This window comes from Nonomuraea roseoviolacea subsp. carminata, from assembly GCF_024172185.1.
GTDB classification, from domain to species: Bacteria; Actinomycetota; Actinomycetes; order Streptosporangiales; family Streptosporangiaceae; genus Nonomuraea; species Nonomuraea roseoviolacea.
On sequence record NZ_JAMZEC010000001.1, the window covers coordinates 850,783 to 872,976 of the forward strand.

The 22,194-nt window shown below is 72.3% G+C and carries 19 protein-coding genes; 6 read left to right on the forward strand and 13 right to left on the reverse strand.

What is annotated here, in order from left to right:
- Window positions 1-42 precede the first annotated feature (42 nt).
- Window positions 43-2,343, forward strand: a complete 2,301-nt coding sequence (locus tag HD595_RS03945) for a polysaccharide lyase 8 family protein (RefSeq protein WP_253765664.1) — start codon at window positions 43-45, stop codon at window positions 2,341-2,343.
- 9 nt (window positions 2,344-2,352) lie between these two features.
- Here HD595_RS03945 and HD595_RS03950 read toward each other — a convergent pair whose 3' ends face one another.
- From HD595_RS03950 to HD595_RS03960, 3 genes are all read right to left on the reverse strand, one after another.
- The gene (locus tag HD595_RS03950) at window positions 2,353-4,068 is read right to left on the reverse strand and encodes an ABC transporter ATP-binding protein (protein ID WP_253765666.1); all 1,716 of its coding nucleotides are present in this window, start codon (window positions 4,066-4,068) and stop codon (window positions 2,353-2,355) included.
- Window positions 4,065-5,834, reverse strand: a complete 1,770-nt coding sequence (locus HD595_RS03955; protein WP_253765668.1) for an ABC transporter ATP-binding protein — start codon at window positions 5,832-5,834, stop codon at window positions 4,065-4,067. Before HD595_RS03955 ends, HD595_RS03950 begins: the two co-directional genes overlap by 4 nt.
- Before the next feature lie 124 nt (window positions 5,835-5,958).
- Window positions 5,959-7,452: a hypothetical protein gene (locus HD595_RS03960; protein WP_253765670.1), complete on the reverse strand. Its 1,494-nt coding sequence runs from the start codon at window positions 7,450-7,452 to the stop codon at window positions 5,959-5,961.
- A 98-nt stretch (window positions 7,453-7,550) separates the two neighbouring features.
- Here HD595_RS03960 and HD595_RS03965 point away from each other — a divergent pair, with 98 nt between their 5' ends.
- Entirely contained in the window at window positions 7,551-8,303 is a 753-nt protein-coding gene (locus HD595_RS03965; protein WP_253765672.1) for a glycosyltransferase, read from the forward strand.
- A gap of 3 nt (window positions 8,304-8,306) precedes the next feature.
- Here HD595_RS03965 and HD595_RS03970 read toward each other — a convergent pair whose 3' ends face one another.
- From HD595_RS03970 to HD595_RS04000, 7 genes are all read right to left on the reverse strand, one after another.
- Window positions 8,307-8,756: a hypothetical protein gene (locus tag HD595_RS03970; RefSeq protein WP_253765674.1), complete on the reverse strand. Its 450-nt coding sequence runs from the start codon at window positions 8,754-8,756 to the stop codon at window positions 8,307-8,309.
- Window positions 8,757-8,854: 98 nt separating this feature from the next.
- Entirely contained in the window at window positions 8,855-10,912 is a 2,058-nt protein-coding gene (locus HD595_RS03975) for a hypothetical protein (protein WP_253765676.1), read from the reverse strand.
- 5 nt (window positions 10,913-10,917) lie between these two features.
- Complete coding sequence (locus tag HD595_RS03980; RefSeq protein ID WP_253765678.1) at window positions 10,918-11,163, reverse strand: hypothetical protein; 246 nt, start codon at window positions 11,161-11,163, stop codon at window positions 10,918-10,920.
- A 173-nt stretch (window positions 11,164-11,336) separates the two neighbouring features.
- Window positions 11,337-13,289 carry an ABC transporter ATP-binding protein gene (locus HD595_RS03985; RefSeq protein ID WP_301309438.1) on the reverse strand — a complete coding sequence of 651 codons (1,953 nt, stop codon included), beginning with the start codon at window positions 13,287-13,289 and terminating at the stop codon, window positions 11,337-11,339.
- A complete protein-coding gene (locus HD595_RS03990; RefSeq protein WP_253781047.1) occupies window positions 13,286-15,022 on the reverse strand; it encodes an ABC transporter ATP-binding protein in 1,737 nt (578 codons plus the stop codon). The genes HD595_RS03985 and HD595_RS03990 overlap by 4 nt, the downstream gene beginning before the upstream one ends.
- Complete coding sequence (locus HD595_RS03995) at window positions 15,022-15,654, reverse strand: TetR/AcrR family transcriptional regulator (protein ID WP_253765680.1); 633 nt, start codon at window positions 15,652-15,654, stop codon at window positions 15,022-15,024. The genes HD595_RS03990 and HD595_RS03995 overlap by 1 nt, the downstream gene beginning before the upstream one ends.
- Before the next feature lie 346 nt (window positions 15,655-16,000).
- The gene (locus tag HD595_RS04000; RefSeq protein ID WP_253765682.1) at window positions 16,001-16,915 is read right to left on the reverse strand and encodes an LLM class F420-dependent oxidoreductase; all 915 of its coding nucleotides are present in this window, start codon (window positions 16,913-16,915) and stop codon (window positions 16,001-16,003) included.
- Between the two features lie 337 nt (window positions 16,916-17,252).
- Here HD595_RS04000 and HD595_RS04005 point away from each other — a divergent pair, with 337 nt between their 5' ends.
- On the forward strand, window positions 17,253-18,611 hold the full coding sequence (locus HD595_RS04005) for a cytochrome P450 (protein WP_253765684.1): 1,359 nt from the start codon (window positions 17,253-17,255) through the stop codon (window positions 18,609-18,611).
- Between the two features lie 86 nt (window positions 18,612-18,697).
- On the opposite strand, the gene HD595_RS04010 is transcribed toward HD595_RS04005, so the two are convergent.
- Complete coding sequence (locus tag HD595_RS04010) at window positions 18,698-19,138, reverse strand: MarR family winged helix-turn-helix transcriptional regulator (protein ID WP_253765686.1); 441 nt, start codon at window positions 19,136-19,138, stop codon at window positions 18,698-18,700.
- 58 nt (window positions 19,139-19,196) lie between these two features.
- Between HD595_RS04010 and HD595_RS04015 the strand changes: the two genes are divergently transcribed.
- Complete coding sequence (locus HD595_RS04015; protein ID WP_253765688.1) at window positions 19,197-19,739, forward strand: isochorismatase family protein; 543 nt, start codon at window positions 19,197-19,199, stop codon at window positions 19,737-19,739.
- A 15-nt stretch (window positions 19,740-19,754) separates the two neighbouring features.
- On the opposite strand, the gene HD595_RS04020 is transcribed toward HD595_RS04015, so the two are convergent.
- Window positions 19,755-20,507: an SDR family oxidoreductase gene (locus HD595_RS04020; RefSeq protein ID WP_253765690.1), complete on the reverse strand. Its 753-nt coding sequence runs from the start codon at window positions 20,505-20,507 to the stop codon at window positions 19,755-19,757.
- A 77-nt stretch (window positions 20,508-20,584) separates the two neighbouring features.
- On the opposite strand from HD595_RS04020, the gene HD595_RS04025 reads away from it, so the two are divergent.
- Window positions 20,585-21,055 (forward strand): RrF2 family transcriptional regulator, encoded by a 471-nt coding sequence (locus HD595_RS04025; protein ID WP_253765692.1) that lies wholly within the window; start codon window positions 20,585-20,587, stop codon window positions 21,053-21,055.
- Window positions 21,056-21,083: 28 nt separating this feature from the next.
- Here the strand turns inward: HD595_RS04025 and HD595_RS04030 are convergent, their stop codons facing one another.
- Window positions 21,084-21,428: a DUF4180 domain-containing protein gene (locus HD595_RS04030; RefSeq protein ID WP_253765694.1), complete on the reverse strand. Its 345-nt coding sequence runs from the start codon at window positions 21,426-21,428 to the stop codon at window positions 21,084-21,086.
- 97 nt (window positions 21,429-21,525) lie between these two features.
- Between HD595_RS04030 and HD595_RS04035 the strand changes: the two genes are divergently transcribed.
- The gene (locus tag HD595_RS04035; protein ID WP_253765696.1) at window positions 21,526-22,107 is read left to right on the forward strand and encodes a hypothetical protein; all 582 of its coding nucleotides are present in this window, start codon (window positions 21,526-21,528) and stop codon (window positions 22,105-22,107) included.
- Window positions 22,108-22,194: the final 87 nt, after the last annotated feature.

Below are 22,194 nucleotides of genomic sequence, written 5' to 3' on the forward strand. Positions count from 1 at the left end.
TTCTTTTCATTCGGTATCTGGCTGAATGTCGGAAAGGCGGTCATGACCCACCCCCTCAGCCGACGGTCCGCACTGCTGGGCGCCGCCGCCCTGGCCGGCCTCGCCCTGGCGCCGAGACCGGCCGCGGCGGCGAACGTGGCCGTCGGCGCCGCCGCGTTCGACGCCGCGCGTGAGCGGTGGGTGAGCCTGCTGGCCGGAGGGTCGTACGACCCCGCCTACCTGGAACGGACGCAGGCCGTCGAGGGCTCGGCCAACGCGGTGCTGCGCAAGCTCGCGCCCGACCCCGGCCGCCCGAGCCTGTGGCCCGACCTGCCCCTGGACGACCCCGGGACCGGCAACTTCAACCGCTCCTACAACCGCATGCGCGCGCTGGCGCTGGGCTGGGCCACGCCGGGCACCGCCATGCACGGCGACCGGCAGGTCGCCGAGACCGCGGCCGGCGCCCTGGACTTCCTGTACGAGCACGCCTACAACGAGGGCCTCGACCGGCGGGGCAGCAACTGGTACTGGTGGGAGATCGGCGTCCCCCGCTCGCTGACCGACACCTGCGCCCTCATGTACGACGGCCTGCCCAGGGACCGCGTCGAGCGCTGGCTGCGCCCGTTACGCCGCTGGTGCCCCGACCCCGAGCGGCGCGTCAGCCACCCCGGCGTCGTCGAGACCGGCGCCAACCGGGCGGGCAAGGCCATGGCGGTGGCGATGCGCGGCCTGCTCACCCACGACGCGGGCCTGATCGAGCGGGCCAGGGACGCGGTCTCCGCCCTGCTGCGGCCGACCTCCGGCCCAGGCGACGGCTTCTACCGCGACGGGTCGTTCATCCAGCACGGCGTGTACCCCTACAACGGCAGCTACGGCGTGGACTACCTGGACAGCGTGGCCAAGCTCATCGCCATGCTGGCGCGCTCGCCGTGGCAGATCACCGGCGTCGGCGACGTCTACGACATCGTGGACCGCTCGTTCGTCCCGTTCGTCTTCGACGGGCTGATGATGGACTGCGTGCGCGGCCGGCAGATCTCGGTGCAGGGCCACCGCGACTACCACTCGGGGCAGAAGGCGGTCGAGGCCATCCTCACCCTGCTGGAGGCCGCGCCCGAGGGCCACGCCCGGCGGTGGCGGCCGATGGTGAAGGGCTGGCTCACCCGCAACCAGGCCATACCGTACGACACGCTCGCGCCGCTGCCGAGCATCGCCCAGGCCAGGGCCCTGCTGGAGGACGCGTCTGTGCCGGTCAGCCCGCGGACGACGGGCACGTACGTCTTCGCCGACATGGACCGGGTCGTGCACCGCCGCCCCACCTGGGCGTACGCGATCGCGATGAGCTCGGAGCGGGTCGGCGCGGCCGAGGCCATGAACCGGGAGAACCTGCACGGCTGGTACACCGGCGACGGCATGACCTACCTCTACACCGACGACCTCACCCACTGGAACGACGACCTGTGGCCCACGATCGACCCGTACCGGCTGCCGGGCACGACGGTCGACCGCCGCAGGCGCGCCGATCTGCCGCACGGCGGGCGCGCCCTGCCACCCACCCCGTGGGCGGGCGGCGTCGCGCTCGACGGCGAGTACGGCGTGGCGGCCATGAGGCTGATCGCCGACGGCTCCTCGCTGCGGGCCAGGAAGGCGTGGTTCCTGCTCGACGACGCGGTGATCGCCCTCGGCGCCGGGATCACCGCCTCCGACGGCCGCCGCGCCGAGACGATCGTGGAGAACCGCAACACGCACGACACGCACCCGCCGCTGGCCCGGGGCGACGGCTGGGTCCACCTGTCCGGCGTGGCGGGCTACGCGCTGCTCGACGGCGCCAAGGCGAAGGTGATCCGCGAGAAGCGCACCGGCCGCTGGCGCGACATCGACAAGGGCGCCACCACCGGAGGCGACACGACCCCCGTCACCAGGCACTACACGACGATCCTCATCGACCACGGCGTGGACCCGCACCGCGCCCGCTACGCCTACGCCGTGCTGCCCGGCGCCTCCGTCGCGCAGACCAAGGCCTATGCCCGCCGGGTCGAGATCCTCGCCAACTCCGCAACCGCGCAGGCCGTCTCCCGCGGCGACCTGCTCGCCGCCGTCTTCTGGCGCGCCGGGACCGTCGAGACCCCGCACGGGCCGCTCACCGCCGACGGCCCGTGCGTTCTGCTGATCCGCCGCGACCACCGGCGGGTACGGCTCGCGGTCTCCGACCCGTCCAGGACCGCCGACGAGGTGCGGATCACGCTGCCGTGGCCGGTGCGGTCGGTCAAGGAGGGCGACCACGGGGTGCGCAGGTCCAAGCGAGCGGTCAAGGTGAAGGTCGGCGGCAGCCGCGGCCACGCCCGCACCGCCGTGGTGCGCGTCTGAGCGCTCCGCTCACTCGCGCGCCACCGGCTCCAGGGAGAGGTCCCAGAACTCGGCGTAGCGGCCGCCGCGGCGCAGCAGCTCGTCGTGGCCGCCCTCCTCCACGACCCGGCCGCCGTCCAGGAAGACGATGCGGTCGGCGCGGCGGACGGTCCGCAGCCGGTGCGCCACCATCACCACCGTCCGTCCCGCCATCAGCCGCTCGATGCCCTCGTGGACGGCCGCCTCGTTCACCGGGTCCAGCGCGGAGGTCACCTCGTCCAGCAGCACGATCGGCGCGTCCTTCAGCAGCGCCCGCGCGATGGAGACGCGCTGGCGCTCGCCGCCCGACAGCAGCGCGCCGCCCTCGCCGACGTTCGTCGCCCAGCCGCCGGGCAGCCGCTCGACCACCTCGTCCAGGCGCGCCGCGGCCGCCGCCGCCCGCACCTCGGCCTCGGTGGCGCCGGGGCGGCCGAGCCGCACGTTCTCCTCGATCGTGCCGTCGAACAGGTAGACGTCCTGGAACACCATCGCGATCCGCGCCATCAGCGCCTCCGTGCCGATCGCGCGCACGTCCACGCCGCCCAGCCGCACCGCTCCCCCGTCCACGTCGTGGAAGCGCGCGAGCAACTGCAGCAGCGTGCTCTTGCCGGCGCCCGACGGCCCGACGACGGCCAGCCGCCGCCCCTCTGGCACCGACAGCGACACGCCGTCGAGCACCGTACGGTCGCCGTGCCGGAAGACGGCGGAGGCGAACTCCAGGTCGTGGCGTACCGGCTGGACCGGTTCGGGCGCCTCCGGCAGCGGCTCGGTGCGCAGCACCGCGTCGAGCCTGGCCAGCACGGAGCGCGCGCCGCGGAGCTTGCCGCCGATGCCCGACAGCGACAGCAGCGGATCCGCGCAGCGGGCGGCCAGCACCAAGATCGTCAGCACCTCCGCCACGCCGACGGTCCCGCCCAGCGCGAGGTACGCGCCCAGGACCAGCAGCGCGGTGAACACCGCCTGCACCACGAGCGTCAGGCCCAGGGTGCCGGGCAGCGACGACAGCACCGAACGCCGGGAGGCCCGCCGGATCTCCCGCAGCGCGTCGTCGAGCAGTCCGAAGCGTTCGGCGGTCCGGCCGCCGGCCCGCAGCACCGGCTGGGCCTGGAGGTACTCGATGACCCGCCCGGCGGCCTCGTGGTCGCGTTCGTGGCGCTCCTCGTCGTCGGCGGCCGTCGAGCGTCCCGTCCAGATCTGGACGGCCGCCACGACCGGCGCGGCGACCAGCGCGGCCAGCCCCATCGGCGGGTTGTAGGCGAGCATCACGGCCACGATCGTCAGCGGCGTCACGCAGGCGGTCAGGAACGGCGCCAGCAGGTGCACGATCACGCTCATGGCCTGCAGGACGCCGCTGCCGGCCAGCACGGACACCTCGCCGACGCGGTCCGGGCCGTACCAGCCGACGGGCAGCCGGGCCAGGTGGTCGCCGAGCCGGTGGAACATGCCGCGCAGCAGCGCGGTCGCGACGCGGAAACCGGACAGGTCGCTGCGGTAACGCAGCGCCGCGTAGGCGGCGACCGCGGTCCCGAACGCGACCAGCCAGGGCCCGGCGTCGCCGGGCGCGCCCCCGAACAGCGCCCGCAGCACCGGCACCAGCAGCGCGTACGACAGCCCCTCGGCCACCGCGGTCGTCGTCATCAGCGCCACGGTGCGGCGCACCGGCCGGGCGTACTCGTCTCCCAGGACGAGCAGCAACATGCGGATCATCGGGGCTCGTCTCCTCGGGGCGCGCCGCTCTCGCCGGCGGCGGCCGATCGGTGGGACTTCCAGAACGCGGCGAACCTGCCGTCGCGGGCCAGCAGCTCGGCGGGCGTGCCGTGCTCGACGATCACGCCGTCCTCCAGCATCACGACGGTGTCGGCGTCGGCGATCGTCTCCAGGCGATGGGCGATGACCAGGACGGTCCGGTCGCCCGCCAGTGTCGCCAGGGCCCGGCGCACCGCCTGCTCGGTGCGCGGGTCGGCGAAGGCGGTCGCCTCGTCGAGCACCAGGACGGGCGCGTCGGCGAGCAGTGCCCGCGCGATCGCGACGCGCTGTGCCTCGCCGCCCGACAGCCCGGCGTCCTCGCCGATCACCGAGTCGTACCCGCGGGGCAGTTCGAGGATCCGGTCGTGGATGTCGGCCAGGCGGGCGGCGCGCATGACGTCCTCGCGGCCGGCCCGCGGCACGGCCAGCGCGATGTTGTCGGCGACCGACGCGCGCAGCAGCCGGACGTCCTGGAAGACGAAGGACACCTTCTCGTACAGCTCCCGGCTGCCGATCTCGCGCAGGTCGGCGCCGCCCAGGACGACCGAGCCGTGGGTCGGGTCGAAGAACCGCGGCAGGAGCTGGACCAGCGTGGACTTCCCGCTCCCCGACGGCCCGACGACCGCCGTGACCGTGCCCGGCTCCAGCACCAGGTCGATCCCGCGCAGCACCTCGCGCCCGGCCTCATAGCCGAAGCGCACGTCCCGCAGTTCCACCCGGTGGCCCCGGGGCGCGACCGGGCGCGCGGGCTCCGGCAGTGGCGGCACGGCCAGCACGTCGCCGATCCGGCCGAGGGCGCGCCGGGCGGCCTGCAGATCGTCGAAGCCGTGGCCGAGCGCCGCCACCGGAGCGGTCAGGCCGAGTCCCAGCAGCAGGAAGGGCAGCAGCGCGGCCGGCTCCATGGCGCCGTTCGTGATCAGAGCCGCGCCGCCGGCGAGCACGACCAGCAGCACGAACGGCGGCGACAGCGCGAGCTGCATCCCCGCGGCGACCGGCGCCATGCCGCGCACCCAGCGCAGGAAGGCGTCGGTGAACTCGTCCGCGGCCGTGCGGAACCTGCGGTGGGCGCGACCGGCCCCGCCGAACGCCTTGACCACCGCGATGCCCTGCGCGAACTCGACGGCGGCGTTCGAGATCCGGCCCATGCCCGCGTCGAACTCCTTCTGCTCGCGCAGCCGGGCCGGGGTCATCATGAGGGGGACCAGCGCCACCGCCAGCACCACGGGCGCCAGCGTGATCAGCGTCAGCCGCCAGTCGACGGCGAACAGGTAGACCAGCGACACCAGCGGCACGACGAAGGCGGCGACGAGCTCGCCGGGAGCGTGGGCGACGACCGGGTGGACGGCGCTCACGTCGTCGCCCACCACCTTGGCCAGCTCGCCGGTCCGGCGCCGGGAGAGCCAGCCGATCGGCACGCGTCCCAGCCGCGCGGCGAGCCGCCGGCGCAACGCGAGCTGCACCTGGCCGTCGACGAGGTGCCCGATCCCGGACGACGCGGCCGTGAACAGCAGCCGCACGAGCAGGCCGGCCGCACCCACGAGCACGACGGTCCAGACGTGGTCCTGGTCGGCCGGGCCGGGCGACAGCAGGGCGCGGCCGAGCTCGGCGACCGCCAGCAGCGGCGCCAGACCGGCGACCGCGCCGACCACCTGCAGGAGGACGACGGCGGCGAAACTCCACGCGTGGGGGCGCAGCAGCCGCGCCAAGCTCTGTTCCGCAGGGTCCACCGCCGGGACCGGGGGTGGCGCGGACCGTTCCCTCACCTGTTGCGTCATCACGGCCGCCATCGTCGTGCAGCCGTCGTTCAGGGGCGTCCTGCGGACGGAGTCTTCTGCCGCTACCGCACCGGGATCAACGACCGGCCGCGCTACTACGCCGGGAGTAGTCCCGGGCCACGACGGCCCGCTCACGCACGAGCAGCCCGCCGAGGGCGGCGGCGAGGACGGGCAGGCCGACGACCACGGCCGCGACAGCGGCCCACGGGGTCTCGAAGGGCAGCACCCGTGGCGGGTCCTCCCAGGTGGTCGACATCGTCAGGGGCCAGATCAGCAGCATCCCGACGGGACATCCGGCGAGCGCGCCGAGCACCACCCCGCACAGCGCGCCCATCCCCGCCCGGGAGGCGCCGAACCACCGCAGAGCCGCCGATCCGGCGCCGGCCCGCCGCAGCACCTGCCCCGGACGCGCCCGCGCCGCCGCGCCGATCCCGGTCGCCGACGCGCCGCCGAGGGCGAGGAGGAGCAGCGCCGCGGCGACGACCCGCCAGCCGATCATGGGCTGGTATCCCCGCTCGACATAGGCGTCCGCGATGTCGCCCAGCCGGCTGCGGAGCCGCGCCCGCTCGTCCTCCGAGGCTCGGTGGAGGGAGGGATCGACGATCAGCTCGTTCGGCACCAGCCGGAGGCCCCGGTCACGGGCGATCTTCGCCGGGATGAAGATCGTCTCCATGTGCGGATCGACGGTTCCGGCCACGACCGCCGGGATGGTCTCGACCTTCACCGCGCTGTCGCGACCGTTCACGCGGTAGTCGATCTCGACCGAGTCGACCCGCACGTCGTCGGTCGTGACCACCACGGCCTTGTCGGGGTCGTACGGCGTCGCCTGGTCGCCCGTGAGATACCTCAGCAGCGTCTCGTCGCCGATGACCTGGGACCAGTAGGCGGATTCGTCCGACAGATCGACGTCGTCGGCACTCGCGTTGAAGGTCTGGTCTCCGAACAGAGAGCCGCTCAGGGTCTCGGTCTGCGTGACGGGCACTCCAGGCAACTCCCGCTGGACCGCCGCACGTACGTCGCCGAGGTGCCCCGCCTCGAAATACCCCACCAGGAGGGCGCCGGGCCGGGCCCTGGGGACGTACTGGGCGCTGCTCTGCCCCGTCATGCCGACCGCGACGACCGTCAACGCGATGCCGAGGGCGGTCGCCATCGCCGTCACCGTGATGGCGCTGGCCGTGATCTCACGACGTCCGGCCAGGTCACGGGCCGCCAGGCGGACGGGCAGCGGCAGCCGTTCCGCGTACCCGGCGAGGATCTCCAGCAGCCGCGAGGCGAACGGCCCCAGGCCGAGGAGGAGCAGCCCCGCGCCCGTCAGGGCCATCAGCATGAGCCCGATCGCCTCCAGGGCTCCGTAGTGCGAGTCCTCGTACGCCGACCACGCGCTGAGCGCCATCAAGCAGAGGCCGACGAGCGACAGGGCCCATCCCCAGCTCACATAGGGCCGGCCGAGGCACGTGTGGCGGTTCGGCGGGGCGGACGACGTCGCGAGCGTCACGGCCGCCGCCGCGAACGCGACGGGAACGACCATGCCCTCGGCGATCCTGGCGAGGGCCTCAAGCTCGGCGATCATGAACGGATCGTAGCCACCCGCCCTCCACCGCCACGACCGCGTACCGTTTCACATAGGTCACATATCCACCATTAGTCGCGAAAGGCCGGTCTCGTCACGTGCCCCTGATCTCCGTCATCACGCCCAGTTACCGGCCGGTGCGCGAGCAGCTCCTGGAAGCCTACGAGTCGGTGCGTTCGCAGGAGTTACCCCGGGGCTGGGAGGTCGAGTGGATCATCCAGGAGGACGGTGACACCGGCGCCGCCCTGGAGATCCTCCCCGAGGACCCCGTCGTGCGCTTCGCCACGGGCCGGCGGGGCGGCGTCGCCCTGACGCGGAACATGGCGCTCGCGCGGGCCCGCGGCGATCTGGTGAAGAACCTGGACCACGACGACGTCCTCACCCCCGGCGTGCTCGCCCGCGACATCGAGGTGCTCTCGTCGGACCCGCTGGTGCAGTGGACGACCTCCCCGGTGCTGGACCTGCTGCCCGACGGCTCGACGGTCGCCTTCGACAGCGACCCGGAGCCAGGACGGATGGAGCCGGGGTACGTCTTCGACCACTGGCGCACCCACGGCTACCGGCTCCCGGTCCACCCCACGAGCATCTGCATCCGCCGGCCGCTGGCCGTGGCACTCGGCGGCTGGATGGGCGTTCCGGGGTCGGACGACACGGGGCTGCTGGTGCCGGCCAGCGTCGTCAGCTACGGCTACTTCCACGGCGAGGCGGGCCTGCTGTACCGCAAGTGGCCGGGCCAGGAGACGGCGGCCGCCGGCCACTACGCGCCCATGGAGTGGAGCCTGCGCATGCGGCTGATCGAGGAACGGGCGGAGACGGTGCGCAAGCTGTGGCCGGATGTCGTGGGGGTCTGATCATCATGTGGGGTGGTCGAGGAGGAGGGGTTTGAGCTGGCGGAAGAATTCGGTCGCGTCGGCCAGGGAGTCGCGGCCGGGGGCGTGTTCGATGATGTTGATGGTGAGGAGGCGCTTGTAGTCGGGCGTCCATCCGTAGACGGTGGCGATCGTCTGGTCCTGCTCGTTCTTCCGCCACGCCGCGAACCCGGGCCCTAGCTGGTCAGGAAGGTCGACCCCTCGGTTCGATCTTTTGGTGTTCTCCAGATCTTCCTGGCGATCCGTGGAAGGGTCGAAGAGTTCGATGAGGAGTCCTCCGCCGTCCTCTCGGCCTGTCCTGTCCATAACCGTGCACGACTCGAAGTGACGCCCCATGTCCATTTTCGTGCCGAGGACCTTGTAGCGGTCGAGCCCGGTGGCAATCTTGATGGCGCTGGCCGATATCAGGTCACATTCTTGCGGCGCGGCGGTCACGTCGCCCAGCGGCCGGGTGTCCTGTGGAGGAGGCGGGGATGAGCACGCCGCTGCGAGGCCGAGGACGGCGAGAATGGTCAGTATCCATGACCGGCCTCTCATGAGCCATGGCCCGAGTAATACTTTTCGGCCTTGTTGAAGCCGAGCTCGATGGACTCGTCCGGGCGGCTGAAGACGCGGCCGGTCGTGGGTAAGCCCAACCACTCGGTGTAGGCATCTCGCTGGTCGGCGTTCATGTCATCCCATGACCTCATCTTCCCGTCGACCATGAAGTCGCCCTGTGAACCCGCGGAGAAGTCCTTGTGGTAATACGGGTGCGTCACGGCAGGCACGGACCCGTCCCCGAAAAGCCCGTGGCGCATCATTGCTGCCGCAGTGAGATCGGTGAACATATGCTGGGCCACCCCCATTGTGGTGTCCGCGTCCTGGCGAGCTCGATCCTCATTGCTGGACTTCATCTTGCCGAAGATCGCTCCTTTGGCCTCGTCGACCAGGAGCCCGACGAACTTCCCCTGCGGCCCCGGAGCCAGGCCGACCACCTTCTCAGCCATACCCTTGAAGGCCGCGAGCCGCGCATCGTCAGCCTTCGCTTCCTCAATGTCCGAGACGTTAGCAGCATCAGTGATCAGCCAGGTGGTAACGCTGAGATCACGCACCGCGCTTGCGAATTGGGCGCCTCCGCTTCGACTCATGCGCTCCTCCAGGATGTCCTGTCGCACAGCGTCGAGTTCCTGTCGCGAAGCACCGGGGTGCGCCGTCTGCCATTGCGAGGACTTGGCGCCGATCTCCGCTGCGACGTTTGCAGCGAGTTCGTCCAGCAACTTGGCGGAATATACCCCGTGTGCAGCGGCCACCGTCTCCAAAGCGTCGTCGTCCGCGAACGCCCACGTCATCGCCTTCTGAATGTCGCTCCCATTGAAGGTGGCGCCATAGGGCTCCGCACCCCGCAGGCTCTTGTCTGGATCCGGACTTGCCACCACGCCGGGCACTTTGTCAGTGAAGGACTGCGCGTCGCGGTGCACATCCCCGATGTAATGGCCCAAGACCGTACCGAGGTTCCCCCGCGTATGCGGCAGATTCCCCTGAACCTTGGGATCGCTCCAGAACCGGACCGCCCAAGAAGCGATCAACGCCGACCTGTACCCCCGCGATCCCCCCGGCGGCAGATCATGGTCCCGGAACTCTGTGCTCGCCGCCTGTATCGCCCACCCCAGGTCGCCGTCGGCGTCGCCGTCCCACGGGTGCTTGCGCATCAGGTACGCCAGCGGTCTGCGCTGCGGGTCGGTGAAGAAGTCCTGGGCCACGGCGGGATGGTGGGCCAGGGCGACCAGCGCCGTCCCCATGGGGCTGAGGTCTCCCGGTGAGACGTCCTTGGGGCCGGGCTTCGTCCAGGGGTCTCGCGGGAGGCTCGGGTCGGGCGGGTGGGCCACGTCCTTGTCGTACAGCTTCCGCACCACCGTGAGCAGGAACGCGGGGTCGAAGTCGCCGTCCTGGAGCAGCTTCTTGACCGCGAACGCGTTCTGCGGGTTCTCGACGTCCTCGACCAGCCGGTCGGCGTAGTCGGCGGGCAGCCTCATCGAGCCCACGCCCCGCGACGCCGTGCCCAGGATCCGGCTGAGCAGGGCGGCGAGCCGGTCCTGGGTCCGGACGTCGCGCTGGGACGGGCGCTCCGACTGTGTGAGGCCGGCCCCGTACGTCCGGGCGATCAGGGCCTTGAGCTCGCGCGGCGGGATCTCCTTGGCGAGGGCCAGGGCGAAGTACGGGTCGTTCCTGTGCCGCTCGACGTCGGCCACGCTCTTCGCGTCGAGCGCGTGATCCTTGATCCGCTCCCGGAGCCTGGCGGCCAGGGTCCTGGCGGACGCCGCCCCCTCGGCGGGGGACTTCGACAGCCAGTCGGACTCGTTGGCCCACAGCGTGCCGCCCTTGCCGGGCTCGCGGTCGGGGGTGGCGAGGATCAGGTCGAGGCGGCCCTGGAGGGCGGGGATCCGGTCGCTCATCTGGTGACCGATGGCGCGGACCGGGGTCGGGCCCCACAGCGGGATGTCCAGCGCGGTCAGCGCCCGCTCCACCTGGAGGCCGACGTCCGGGATGGTGCCGCTGACCCGCTTCATGCCGTTGATGAGCTGCGTCATCAGCGCGGGGTTGATGCCGACCATGGGGCTCATCGGGGGGCGGCCCCCCGATGGTCGGACGGCCTCAGGGAGTCCAGCAGGGACAGGGCGCGGGTGAACATGTCCTTGAAGCCCTGGTCCCACGCGCGCAGGTCGGCGGCGAGCCTGTCCCCCGCCTCGCCCTTGAGCGCCCCGTCGTCGACCAGCCGGACGAGCGCGATCACGTCGTTCGCGTGCTGGTCGCGTAATCGCTCGATCTGGCGCCGGGCGGCGTCGATCTCTTCCTGCGTCGCCATGGTCCCCCGATCTCATGGACGTGGGAGATGCCGGGATCGATCGCATGGTAACCACGGGGAAGGCCGGGTTGAAGTCGAATGTCGCGTACGCGGCGATATTGCTATGGATGATCTGACGGACGGCGGTGGCGGCCGGCGTTCCCGGCCGCCACCGTCGTGTCCGGGCCCGACCGCTAGTCCACCTCGGCGACCGCCTGGGCGAACTGGGCGGAGTACAGCCGGGCGTAGGCGCCGTCGGCCTCCAGCAGCGACTCGTGCGTGCCCTGCTCGACGATCCGCCCGTTCTCCATGACCAGGATCAGGCTGGCGTCGCGGATCGTGGACAGCCGGTGGGCGATCACGAAGCTGGTGCGGCCCTCGCGCAGCGAGCTCATCGCCCGCTGGATGAGCACCTCGGTACGGGTGTCGACCGAGCTGGTGGCCTCGTCCAGGATGAGGATCGCCGGCTCGGACAGGAACGCCCGGGCGATCGTGATGAGCTGCTTCTCGCCCGCGCTGACCGTCGCGCCCTCCTCGTCGATCATCGTGTCGTAGCCGTCGGGCAGCGTGTGCGCGACGCGGTCCACGTGGGCGGCCCGCGCGGCGGCCTCGATCCGCTCACGCGTGGCGCCCTCCGCGCCGTAGCCGATGTTCTCCGCGATCGTGCCGCCGAACAGCCAGGCGTCCTGCAGCACCATGCCGATCTGGGCGCGCAGCTCCTCCCGGGACATCTCGGCGATGTCGACGCCGTCGAGCGTGATCCGGCCGCCGGTCACCTCGTAGAAGCGCATGATGAGGTTGACCAGGGTGGTCTTGCCCGCGCCGGTGGGGCCGACGATGGCCACGGTCTGGCCGGGTTCGACGGTCAGCGACAGGTTCTCGATCAGCGGCCGGTCCGGCGCGTAGCGGAAGGACACGTTCTCGAACGCCACACGCCCCCTGGCCCGCTCGGGACGGGCGGGCGCGGCCGGGTCCGGCGACTGCTCCGGCGCCTCCAGCAGCTCGAAGACCCGCTCGGCCGAGGCGACGCCCGACTGCACCAGGTTCGCCATGCCGGCCACCTGGGTCAGCGGCTGGCTGAACTGCCGGGAGTACTGGATGAACGCCTGCACGTCGCCCAGCGAGATGGAGCCCGAGGCCACCTTGAGCCCGCCGACCACGGCCACCAGCACGTAGTTGACGTTGCCGATGAACATCATCGCCGGCTGGATGATCCCGGAGATGAACTGGGCGCGGAAACTGGAGGCGAACAGGGCCTCGTTGTGCCGCTCGAAGGTCTCGGCGGCCTCCTGCTGCCGGCCGAACACCTTGACCAGCGTGTGGCCGCCGTACATCTCCTCGATGTGGCCGTTGAGCTTGCCCGTCGAGGACCACTGCTTGACGAACTGCGGCTGCGAGCGCTTGCCGACCGCCGCGGTCACGTACACCGACACCGGCACCGTGACCAGCGCGATGAGCGCCAGGACCGGCGAGATCCAGAACATCATCACCAGCACCGCCACGACCGTCAGCACCGACGAGATGAGCTGGCTCATCGTCTGCTGCAGCGTCTGCGCGATGTTGTCGGTGTCGTTGGTGGCGCGGCTGAGGATCTCGCCGCGCGGCTGGCCGTCGAAGTAGCTCAGCGGCAGCCGCGCCAGCTTCTCCTCGATCAGCCGGCGCAGCCGGGACGCCGCCCGCTGCACGACGGTCGTGGTCAGCCGGAACTGGACGATCCCGAGCAGCGCCGCCAGCAGGTAGATCGCCAGCACCCAGCCCAGCACCTGGGCGAGCGCGGTGAAGTCGATGCCGTGGCCGGGCACCACGTTCATCGACGCGACCATGTCGGCGAACGTGCCCTGGCCCCGGGCGCGCAGCCCGGCCACGGCCTGGTCCTTGGTGATCCCCGCGGGCAGGCGGGCCCCGATGATGCCGGAGAAGATCAGGTCCGTGGCGTGGCCGAGGATCTTGGGGCCGGTCACGGTCAGGGCGACGCTGGTCGTCCCGAGGGCCAGGACGACGGCCAGCAGTGCGCGCTCGGGGCGCAGCAGCCGCAGCAGGCGGCGCAGGGAGCCGCCGAAGTCGAGGGCCTTCTCGGCGGGCCCGGACATCATCCGGGCCGGCCCGAAGCCGGGCTGGGGCCGGCGCGGGGGCGCCTGGTTCGTCATGCCGCGGCCTCCTGTTCGGTGAGCTGGGACAGCACGATCTCGCGGTACGTCGGGCAGCCGGCCATGAGCTTGGCGTGGTCGCCGCTGCCCACCACCCGGCCGTCGTCGAGCACGAGGATGCGGTCGGCGTCGCGGATCGTGTTCACCCGCTGGGCCACGATGACGATCGTGGCGTCGGTGATCTCCTCGGCCAGCGCGGCGCGCAGCCGGGCGTCGGTCGCGTAGTCGAGGGCGGAGAAGGAGTCGTCGAACAGGTAGATCTCGGGCCGGTGCACCAGGGCCCTGGCGATGGCCAGGCGCTGGCGCTGGCCGCCGGAGACGTTCGTGCCGCCCTGGGAGATCGGCTCGTCCAGGCCGCCGGGCATCGCCTCGACGAACTCCCGGGCCTGGGCCACCTCCAGGGCCCGCCACAGCTCCTCGTCGGTGGCGTCCGGCCGGCCGTACCGGAGGTTGGAGGCGACCGTGCCGGAGAACAGGTAGGGCGTCTGCGGGACCAGGCCGACCGCGCGGGAGAGCGCGGCCGGGTCGAGGTCGCGCACGTCGACCCCGTCGACCCGCACCTCGCCGGCGGTCGCGTCGAACAGGCGCGGGATGAGGTTGAGCAGCGTCGTCTTGCCGCTGCCCGTGCTGCCGATGATCGCGATGGTACGGCCCGGCCGCGCCGTGAAGCTCACGCCGCACAGCACCGGCTCCTCGGCGCCCGGGTAACGGAAGTCCACGGACCGCAGTTCCAGCTCGCCGATCCGGGTGCTCGGGGTGACGGGAGCGGCCGGCGGGGCGACGGTCGGCTCGGCGCCGAACACCTCCTCGATGCGCTCGGCGCACACCTCGGCCCGGGGGATCATCATGAACATGAACGTCGCCATCATCACCGACATGAGGATCTGCATGAGGTAGGAGATCACCGCGGTCAGCGCGCCCACCTCCATGGTGCCGTCGGCGATGCGGTGGCCGCCGAACCACACCACGGCGACGCTGGAGACGTTCACCACCAGCATCACCGAGGGGAACATCAGCGCCATCAGCCGGCCGACCCGCAGCGACACGTCGGTCAGCCGGTCGTTGGCCACGCCGAAGCGCTCGCGCTCGTGCCGGTCGCGGACGAAGGCCCGGATGACCCGGATGCCGGTGATCTGCTCGCGCAGCACCTGGTTGATCCGGTCGATGCGCTCCTGCATCGTGCGGAAGAGCGGGCGCATCCGCATAACGATCACGCCCACCAGGACGATCATCACGGGCAGCACGACGAGCAGCAGCGACGACAGCGCCGTGTCCTGGCGCAGCGCCAGCACGATGCCGCCGACGCACATGATCGGAGCGGCCACCATCATCGTGAGCGTCATCAGCACGAGCAACTGGACCTGCTGCACGTCGTTGGTGGTGCGGGTGATCAGGGACGGCGCGCCGAACCGGTTGACCTCCTGGGCGGAGAATTCCTGCACCCGGTGGAAGATCGCGGCCCGCAGGTCCCTGCCGAGGGCCATCGAGGTGCGCGCGCCGTAGTACACGGCCACGATCGAGCAGACGATCTGGACGAGCGTCACCCCGAGCATCACCAGCCCGACGCGGGCGATGTAGCCGGTGTCGCCCTTGATGACGCCGTCGTCGATGATGTCGGCGTTCAGGGTGGGGAGGTAGAGCGTGGCCAGCGTCTGCACGAACTGGAAGAGGACCACGAGCGTGATCTCCTTCCCGTACGGCCTGAGCCGGGCCCGCAGGAGCCGCAGCAGCATCACGGGGCGCTTTCTGTGGAGGGATCCGGGGGTGGGGAGGGCCGTACGAGCAGCCCGTCGAGCAGCACGGAGACGATCTCGTCGTCGTCCATGTCGTTGAACTCGTCGCCGTGGCCGAAGCCACCGCGGAACACACTCACCGTGGTCAGCATCATCAGCAGTTGCGCCGTGGCCTCAGGGGAACGGCGCAGCCGGTCGCGGTCGGGTTCGATGATGGCGGCGAGCGCGCTCTGGATCCGGCCCCGCCTCTCGCCCATCCGCTCCAGGAACTCCGCGTCGTCGGCCATCAGCTCTCTGGGTGTGGTCATGAGCTTGGCGTTGGCCATCATCCCCGCCCGCATCGTCCTGACCACCTGACGAAGCCGGGCGCGCAGTTCGAGCCGCGTGCCGACGGCCGTGATCGCGTCCACCGCCGGTTGCGGGTCGAACGCGCTCATCACCGCCGCGCGCAGCAGCGAGACCTTGTCGGGGAAGACGCCGAAGATCGTGCCCTCGGCCACGCCCGCGGCCTCGGCGATCTGGCGGGTGGAGACCGCGGTGCCGTGCTCGCGCAGCAGCGGGATCGTGGCGGCGATCAGCGCGGCGCGGCGGTCCTCGGGCGCCATCGCGGGCACCCTTCGCCTCTTGGTCATGCGGGTGAGCTTAATGAGCGAGTACTCACTCGCTCAACCTATTTAACCCTCTCGCCCCGTTATGACGCAGTGTTATGACTCGGTGGCGAGCCGGCGCGGACTGGCGAAGGCCGCTCAGAGTGAGCTCAGGGTCCCCTGGTGGAAGTACACCCGCCAGCCGTCCCCGGACCGGCGCCACACGGAGCTGCGGCGGGCGCGGCGCCCGGCGTTGTCGCTGACGTAGGTCAGGTGGACGATGTCGGGCGGTCGAGAAGCCGGAGCTCCCCGGCGATGGCGGCCTGTATCGGATCTGTCCGCTCGTCCGTCATGCCATGGACCCTAAGGGCTCCGCGCCCTGCCCGGCGGTTCAGGCCGCGACGAGTCCGGCCGAGGCCAGGACGCGCAGATGTTCCAGCAGGCCCCGGGGGGTGTCGGCGAGCGGCTGGACGCAGACGTGGTCCGCTCCTGCGTCGAGGTGCTCCCGTACGCGCCCGATCACGGTGTCCGGCTCGCCCCACACCACGATGGCGTCGACCAGCGCGTCGCTGCCGCCGCCGGACACGTCCTCCTCGGACCAGCCCAGGTCGCGCAGGTTGTTGGCGTAGTTCGGCAGGCCCAGGTAGAGCGCCATGAACCGGCGGGCGATCCCCCGCGCCCGCTCCGGGTCCGTGTCGAGCACCACGGTCTGCTCCGGCGCCAGCACCGGGCCCGCGCCGAGGACCTCGCGGGCGCGGGCGGTGTGGTCGGGGGTGACGAAGTAGGGATGCGCGCCCTGGGCGCGCCGGGCGGCGAGCTCCAGCATCCTGGGCCGGAGCGCGGCCAGCAGCCGCGGCGGCGGTTCCGGCAGCGGGCCGCCGTACTCCGCGGCGTCCATGGCGTCGAGGTAGGCGTTCATCGCCGCGAACGGCCTGCGGTAGTCGTGGCCTCTCGCCGACACCGTGGGCGCGTGGCTGACCCCCAGACCGAGCACGAACCGTCCGCCGGACGCCTCCGCGAGGGTGTTCGCGCCGTTGGCGGTCGCGACGGCGTCGCGGGCCCAGATGTTGGCGATCCCGGTGGCGACCGTCAGCCGATGCGTCGCGCCGAGCAGGATGGACGCGTGGGTCAGCACCTCCTTGCCGGTCGGGGTCTCCCCGATCCAGAGCGCACCGTAGCCCAGGCTCTCGATGTGGGCGGCCACCTCGCGCCCCACCGAGGCGGCTTGCCCGCTCAGCGTGCTGTTCCAGACCCCTACGCGTCCCAGGCGCCGCTTCAACGCCTCGGCCTCGCCCGCATCCGTCATCACGTCCTCCGCCGGCCTGTCACCGTGGGCCGCCTCCGGCCCGCCCCGGTCTCACGATAGGCAGCGGGACGTCTTCGCAGGTCAACGGCCGATTCATGACTTGCCGCGTTCTCTCCTGACGGGGTGCGCCCGGTCCGGGGATCTCAGGCATTGACCGGGAGAAAAACGTGATGGATAGTCACGTTGTCCTTTCGACCAGCAAGGCCAGCGAGGATGGTGAGGGAGTCGTGCGACTGTTGCGTCACGTTGCCGCCCGTCTTGTCGGCAAGGTCCGCGTCAGCGGCAAGTACCCGTACTGGCCGTACCACGGCGGCGGCAAGTAAGCAGCACCCGCCGGTTGGACCCGGCACGCCCGCCGGGGCCTCGCGGCCACTGGCTGATGGGCAACGCCGCCGCGTACGAGAAGGACCGCGCCGGCTTCCTGCGCCGTCATCACCGTGACTACGGCGACGTGTTCTCCTTCGACGAGCGGATCGTCTTCACCGTTGATCCGCGACTCGCCCACCAGGTCCTGACCGCCACCAACCGGGACTACGTCACGGAGCCGGCGCCGTTCGCCGGGTCGTCTGCTCCGGGCGACGCGGGTGAGGCGGCCCGCCCGTGGATGCGGGCGCGCCGCGTGCTGCGTCCCGCCGTGGCCGACGCCGCGCCGATGGTCACGGGCATGGACGGGCGGTTCGTCGCGATCCTGGACGACGTGCTGGACCGGACGGCGGGCCGCGAGGCCGAGGTGCTGCCGCTGATGCTCGACGTCGCCGGGCGGGCCGTGGCCGAGCTGTGCCTCGGCGAGGACGCGGCGGGCGTCCCGGACCTGCTGGCGGCCGTCAACGCGGCGCTGCTGCCGTTCGAGGACGCGGGCTACCAGCTTCCCGCGTGGATCCCGTCGCCGCGCAACCGCCGGTTCTTCCGCGTCCATCGCCGTACGTCCGAGACCCTGACCGGGCTGGTGCGCGCGCGACGACGCGCCGGGGCCGCCCTCACGCCGCCCCGGGACCTGCTGGACGTCCTGCTCGCGGCGGGTCCGGCGATGAGCGACGGGGCGGTGACGTCCGCGCTGTGGACCGTGCTGATCGGCGGGCACGGGGTGCCCGCGGCGGCGCTGACCTCCGTGGTCCGCGAGCTCGCGATGCGCCCCGACCTGACCGCCGCCCTCGCGCACGAAGCCGCCCGACTGGACGAAGCCGAGCGGCCGGGCGGAGGCGAGCGGCCGGGCGGAGGCGGGCGGCCGGGGCCGGGCAGGGGAACAGACGGGGCGGGGTGTCCGCGGGCGCGGCTGCCGCTGGCCGAGGCGGTCGTCCATGAGGTCCTGCGGCTGTGCCCGCCCGCGTGGACGATGACGCGGGTCGCGTGCGCCGCCGTCGACTTCGGCCGGTGGCGGTTGCGTCCGGGGGACGAGGTGCTGTCCATCCCGTACCTGATCCACCGCGACCCGCGCTGGTGGCCCGACCCGGACGTCTTCGACCCGTCCCGGTGGCCCGCCGTGCGGCCCGCGCCCGGCACGTACCTGCCGTTCGGCTCCGGCCCCCGGCGCTGCCTGGGCGCGGCGGCGGCGCTGCGCCAGCTCACCCTCGCGGCGTCCCACATCGCCCGGCGCTTCCACGTACGCGCGCCGGACGCGGCCGCCGCGGAGCCCGCGTTCTGCGGCCGCCTCGCGCCGGCGGGCCTGCGTGCGGCGTTCCACCCCGTCGAGCCCTGATCACAGGCGCCCGACGAGCCTCTTGAGCGGACGGACCCCGTAAGCGGGCGGGCCTCATGAACGGGCGCCTCGTGAGAGGCGGGAGGTCAGTCGGCGGGGAGGCCGGTGCGGCGGGCGAGCGTGCTCAGAGTGACGCGCAGCGTCTCCGCCCCCTCCTGGTCGAGCCCCTCCAAGAGCTCCGCGTCGAGCTCGGCCGCCGCCCGCGCGCACTCGGCCAGCAGGTCGCGCCCCTCGGCCGTCAGCGTGAGGATCTGCCGGCGCCGGTCGGACGGGTCGCGCTCGCGCCGCACCGCCCCCAGCTCCTCCAGCCGGTCGGCGAGCGAGACCACCAGACTGGGCGCCACGCTCATGATCTTGGCGACGTCGAGCTGGGAGGCCGCCACCCCGGAGTCGAGCACCGCCAGCAGTCCCACGTGCTTGGGCTTGAGGTCGTGGGCCGCCAGGCGCGCCGTGAACCGGTCGGTCAGCACGGCCCCGAGCGTGCCGAGCCGGAAGGTGAGCGTCGAGGTGAGCTTGACGGCGTTCATGGTGGCAATGCTACCGTCTCTTCATCATTCAGCTTCTGAACGATTTGGAACGTGAATCATGCTTGACGCCACCACCGTGCAGTTCGTCTTCGCCGACCTCCAGGACGCGATCGTCCCGGCCGGCGCCACCAACCCCGCCCCCTCCCTGCGCCGCGCCGCCGGGGTGCTGGGGGCGCTGGCCCCGGTGCTCGACATCCCGTTCACCGTCTCGGTCGCGCCCCGGCCGGGCGGTCCAGGGGTGATCGAGGAGGTGCCCGAGGCCGAGCCGTACGTGCGCACCGGCCCCTCCTGCTGGGACGACGCCGCGTGGCGCGAGGCCGTCCTGGCCCACGGCCGCCGCACCCTGGTGATCTGCGGCGTGACCACGGAGATCGTGGTGCTGCGCACCGCCCTCGACGCGCTCGCGCACGGCCTGTCCGTCCAGGTGCCGGTGGACGCGTGCGGCGGCATGACGCCCCGCACCGAGCAGGCCGCCCTGCGGCAGATCGAGGCCGCGGGCGGCGTGGTGACCTCGGTGGCCGGCGTCGCCTCGGACATGGTGCGCGACTTCACCACGCCCGTCGGCCACCAGGTCATCACCGCGCTCCACCAGCTCACGTGAGACCCCGGGCCGGGGTCAGCCGTCCCGGCGCTGGGTCGCGAGCCACTCGTCGAACGTCGTGGGCGCGATGTGGGCGCCCTCGCCGGGCAGCAGCACGTTGCCCGCCATCGCCTCACCGAACAGCCCGGACCAGGTCGGCACCAGCTTCACCGCGCGCCCGAGCGCCTGGTGGGTGCGCCGCGCCATGTCGACGAGGTCCTGCGGCTCGGGCCCGGCCACGTCGGCGTACCGGCCCCGGGGCTCGCCCGTCGCGATCCCGGCGAGGACGCCGGCCACGTCGGCGGGCGCGATCGGCTGCACGAGCAGCGGCGCGATGGTGGCGACGCCGTCCTGCTCGGTCCAGCTGGCCACCATCGCGGCGAAGTCGTGGAACTGCGTGGCCGGGACGATCGTCCACGGCACCGGCCCCTCGGCCACCAGGCGCTCCTGCTCCCGCTTGCCGGCGTAGTGGGCGTTGCCCGTGACCTTGTGGATGCCGACGATCGAGAGCAGCACGTGGTGGCGGACGCCGGCCCGCTCCTCGGCGGCGAGCAGGTTGCGCGTGGCGGCGCCGAAGTACGCCACGGTCTCGGCCACGTCGGACGCCGGGCCGTTGGTGACGTCGATCACCGCCTCGACGCCGGCGAGGGCGTCGTCGAGCCCCTCGCCGGTCAGCAGGTCCACGCCGAGGGAACGGCTGACGCGCACGACCTCGTGGCCCTGCCCTTCGAGGGCGGCGACGGTCAGGGCACCGATGTTGCCGGTCGCGCCGGCGACTGCGATCCGCATGATGATCTCTCCTCTGTCTCGGCTGGACGCTATCACGGACTATATAGGTCCACAATGTCTCCGATATGCTGGGGGGCGTGAAACTGCCTGTGAGCACGGAGTGGGTGCTGCACTGCGCCACGACCCTGGCGCAGCTCGAACCGGGAGCCACCGCGTCGACCGCGCAGCTCGCGCTGTACTACGACCTCCCGGCGCCCTATCTCGCCAAGCAGTTGCAGGCCCTGGTCAAGGCCGGGGCGCTGGCCGCGACGACGGGGCCGCGCGGCGGGTTCAGGCTCGCGCGGGCGGCTTCGGAGATCACGCTGCTGGACATCGTCGAGGCCGTGGACGGCACGTCGCCGCCGTACGAGTGCCGGGAGATCCGCCAGCGCGGCCGGGGGGCGCTGCCGCCCGAGGACTGCCGGCGCACGTGCGTCCTCGCCGAGAAGATGGCCGACGCGCACGCCGCGTGGCGGGCCAGCCTGGCCGGGGTGACGCTGGCCGACGTCCTCGCCGCGATCCCCCCGTCGGCGCCGGCCCGCACCCGCGCGCGCCTCGCCGGCACGTAGCCGCGCCGGCACCCGTCCTACGACGATCTCACCCGTCGGCCAGGCGCGCCTCCAGCTCCGCCAGGTCGCGGACGAACCAGACGTGCCGCCCCCGGTCGGACTCGCGCACCCAGTCGCGGAACGCGGTGCTGGCGGCGACGTGCCGGGAGACGTCGCCCACGATCGCGAGGCCGACCCGGTAGTTGACGAACTTCTGCGCGATCTCGCCGGCCACACCGGTGCGCAGGCTGAAGAAGTCGTCGTGCAGGCGGGCGACCGGCAGCGCGACCCAGCGGGCCCCGCCCCAGGCGGCCTCGCCGAGGATGTCCATCAGGTCGGAGGTGTCGCGCAGGGGCGTCCCGCCGGGGTCGCAGAGGAAGACGTCGTCACGCATGGTGGGCCTCCATCAGGCTTCAACCTTCTCTTTCGCTCCCTATGATGCAGCAAAGAGAGGAAGAAAAGGGAATGGGAGGGCGTCGGCGGCGTTTACGGTGGCGCTCTCCCCCGCCCCGCCGTCCCCCACGGCCACCGACACCGCGGCGCCGACCGCGAGCCCGTCCGCCACCCCGTCCGACCAGGGGCCGGGACAGGGCCGGCGCTGGGGTCACCGGATGGGCTTCGGCGGCCCCGCCCTGCACGGCGAGTTCGTCGTGCCCGACGGCGAGGGCGCGTACACGACCGTCGCCACCCAGTACGGCGACGTCACGGCCGTCGACCAGGACTCGGTCACGGTCAAGAGTGAGGACGGCTACACCAAGGAGTACACGGTCGACGCCGGGACCCGGGTCAACCGCGACGAGGGCATCGCCGCGGTGAAGACCGGGGCGAAGGTCATGGTCATGGCCAAGGTGGACGGCGGGAAGGCCACCGCCGTGACGGTGCGCGACGTGTCCCTGTGCGACGGGCAGGGCCGGCCCGGCCGGCCGTTCCCCGGGGGCCGGGACGGTCGCCGGCACGGCGGCGACCACCGGTGGCCCGGCGAGCCGCCGGCCTCCTCGCCCGCGCCCAGCTCCCCGCCGTCGAGCACGCCGCCCAGCGCGGAGCCGAGCACCTCCGCCACCGCCACCTCCTGACCGACCCCGCCGCTTCCCCACCGCCACCTCCTGACCGACCCAGCCGCTTCCCCGCCGTCACGTCATGAGCATGACGGCACGACCCGT

Bases quoted from the DNA above. Each gene is read 5' to 3' on its own strand.
- HD595_RS03995 (WP_253765680.1), bottom strand. From the start codon at position 15,654: ATGACCAAGAGGCGAAGGGTGCCCGCGATGGCGCCCGAGGACCGCCGC.
- HD595_RS03975 (WP_253765676.1), bottom strand. From the start codon at position 10,912: ATGGTCGGCATCAACCCCGCGCTGATGACGCAGCTCATCAACGGCATG.
- HD595_RS03945 (WP_253765664.1), top strand. From the start codon at position 43: ATGACCCACCCCCTCAGCCGACGGTCCGCACTGCTGGGCGCCGCCGCC.
- HD595_RS03960 (WP_253765670.1), bottom strand. From the start codon at position 7,452: ATGATCGCCGAGCTTGAGGCCCTCGCCAGGATCGCCGAGGGCATGGTC.
- HD595_RS04020 (WP_253765690.1), bottom strand. From the start codon at position 20,507: ATGCGGATCGCAGTCGCCGGCGCGACCGGCAACATCGGTGCCCTGACC.
- HD595_RS04010 (WP_253765686.1), bottom strand. From the start codon at position 19,138: ATGAACGCCGTCAAGCTCACCTCGACGCTCACCTTCCGGCTCGGCACG.
- HD595_RS04030 (WP_253765694.1), bottom strand. From the start codon at position 21,428: ATGCGTGACGACGTCTTCCTCTGCGACCCCGGCGGGACGCCCCTGCGC.
- HD595_RS03980 (WP_253765678.1), bottom strand. From the start codon at position 11,163: ATGGCGACGCAGGAAGAGATCGACGCCGCCCGGCGCCAGATCGAGCGA.
- HD595_RS03990 (WP_253781047.1), bottom strand. From the start codon at position 15,022: ATGCTGCTGCGGCTCCTGCGGGCCCGGCTCAGGCCGTACGGGAAGGAG.
- HD595_RS04000 (WP_253765682.1), bottom strand. From the start codon at position 16,915: ATGACGGATGCGGGCGAGGCCGAGGCGTTGAAGCGGCGCCTGGGACGC.
- HD595_RS04015 (WP_253765688.1), top strand. From the start codon at position 19,197: ATGCTTGACGCCACCACCGTGCAGTTCGTCTTCGCCGACCTCCAGGAC.
- HD595_RS03985 (WP_301309438.1), bottom strand. From the start codon at position 13,289: ATGACGAACCAGGCGCCCCCGCGCCGGCCCCAGCCCGGCTTCGGGCCG.
- HD595_RS03950 (WP_253765666.1), bottom strand. From the start codon at position 4,068: ATGATCCGCATGTTGCTGCTCGTCCTGGGAGACGAGTACGCCCGGCCG.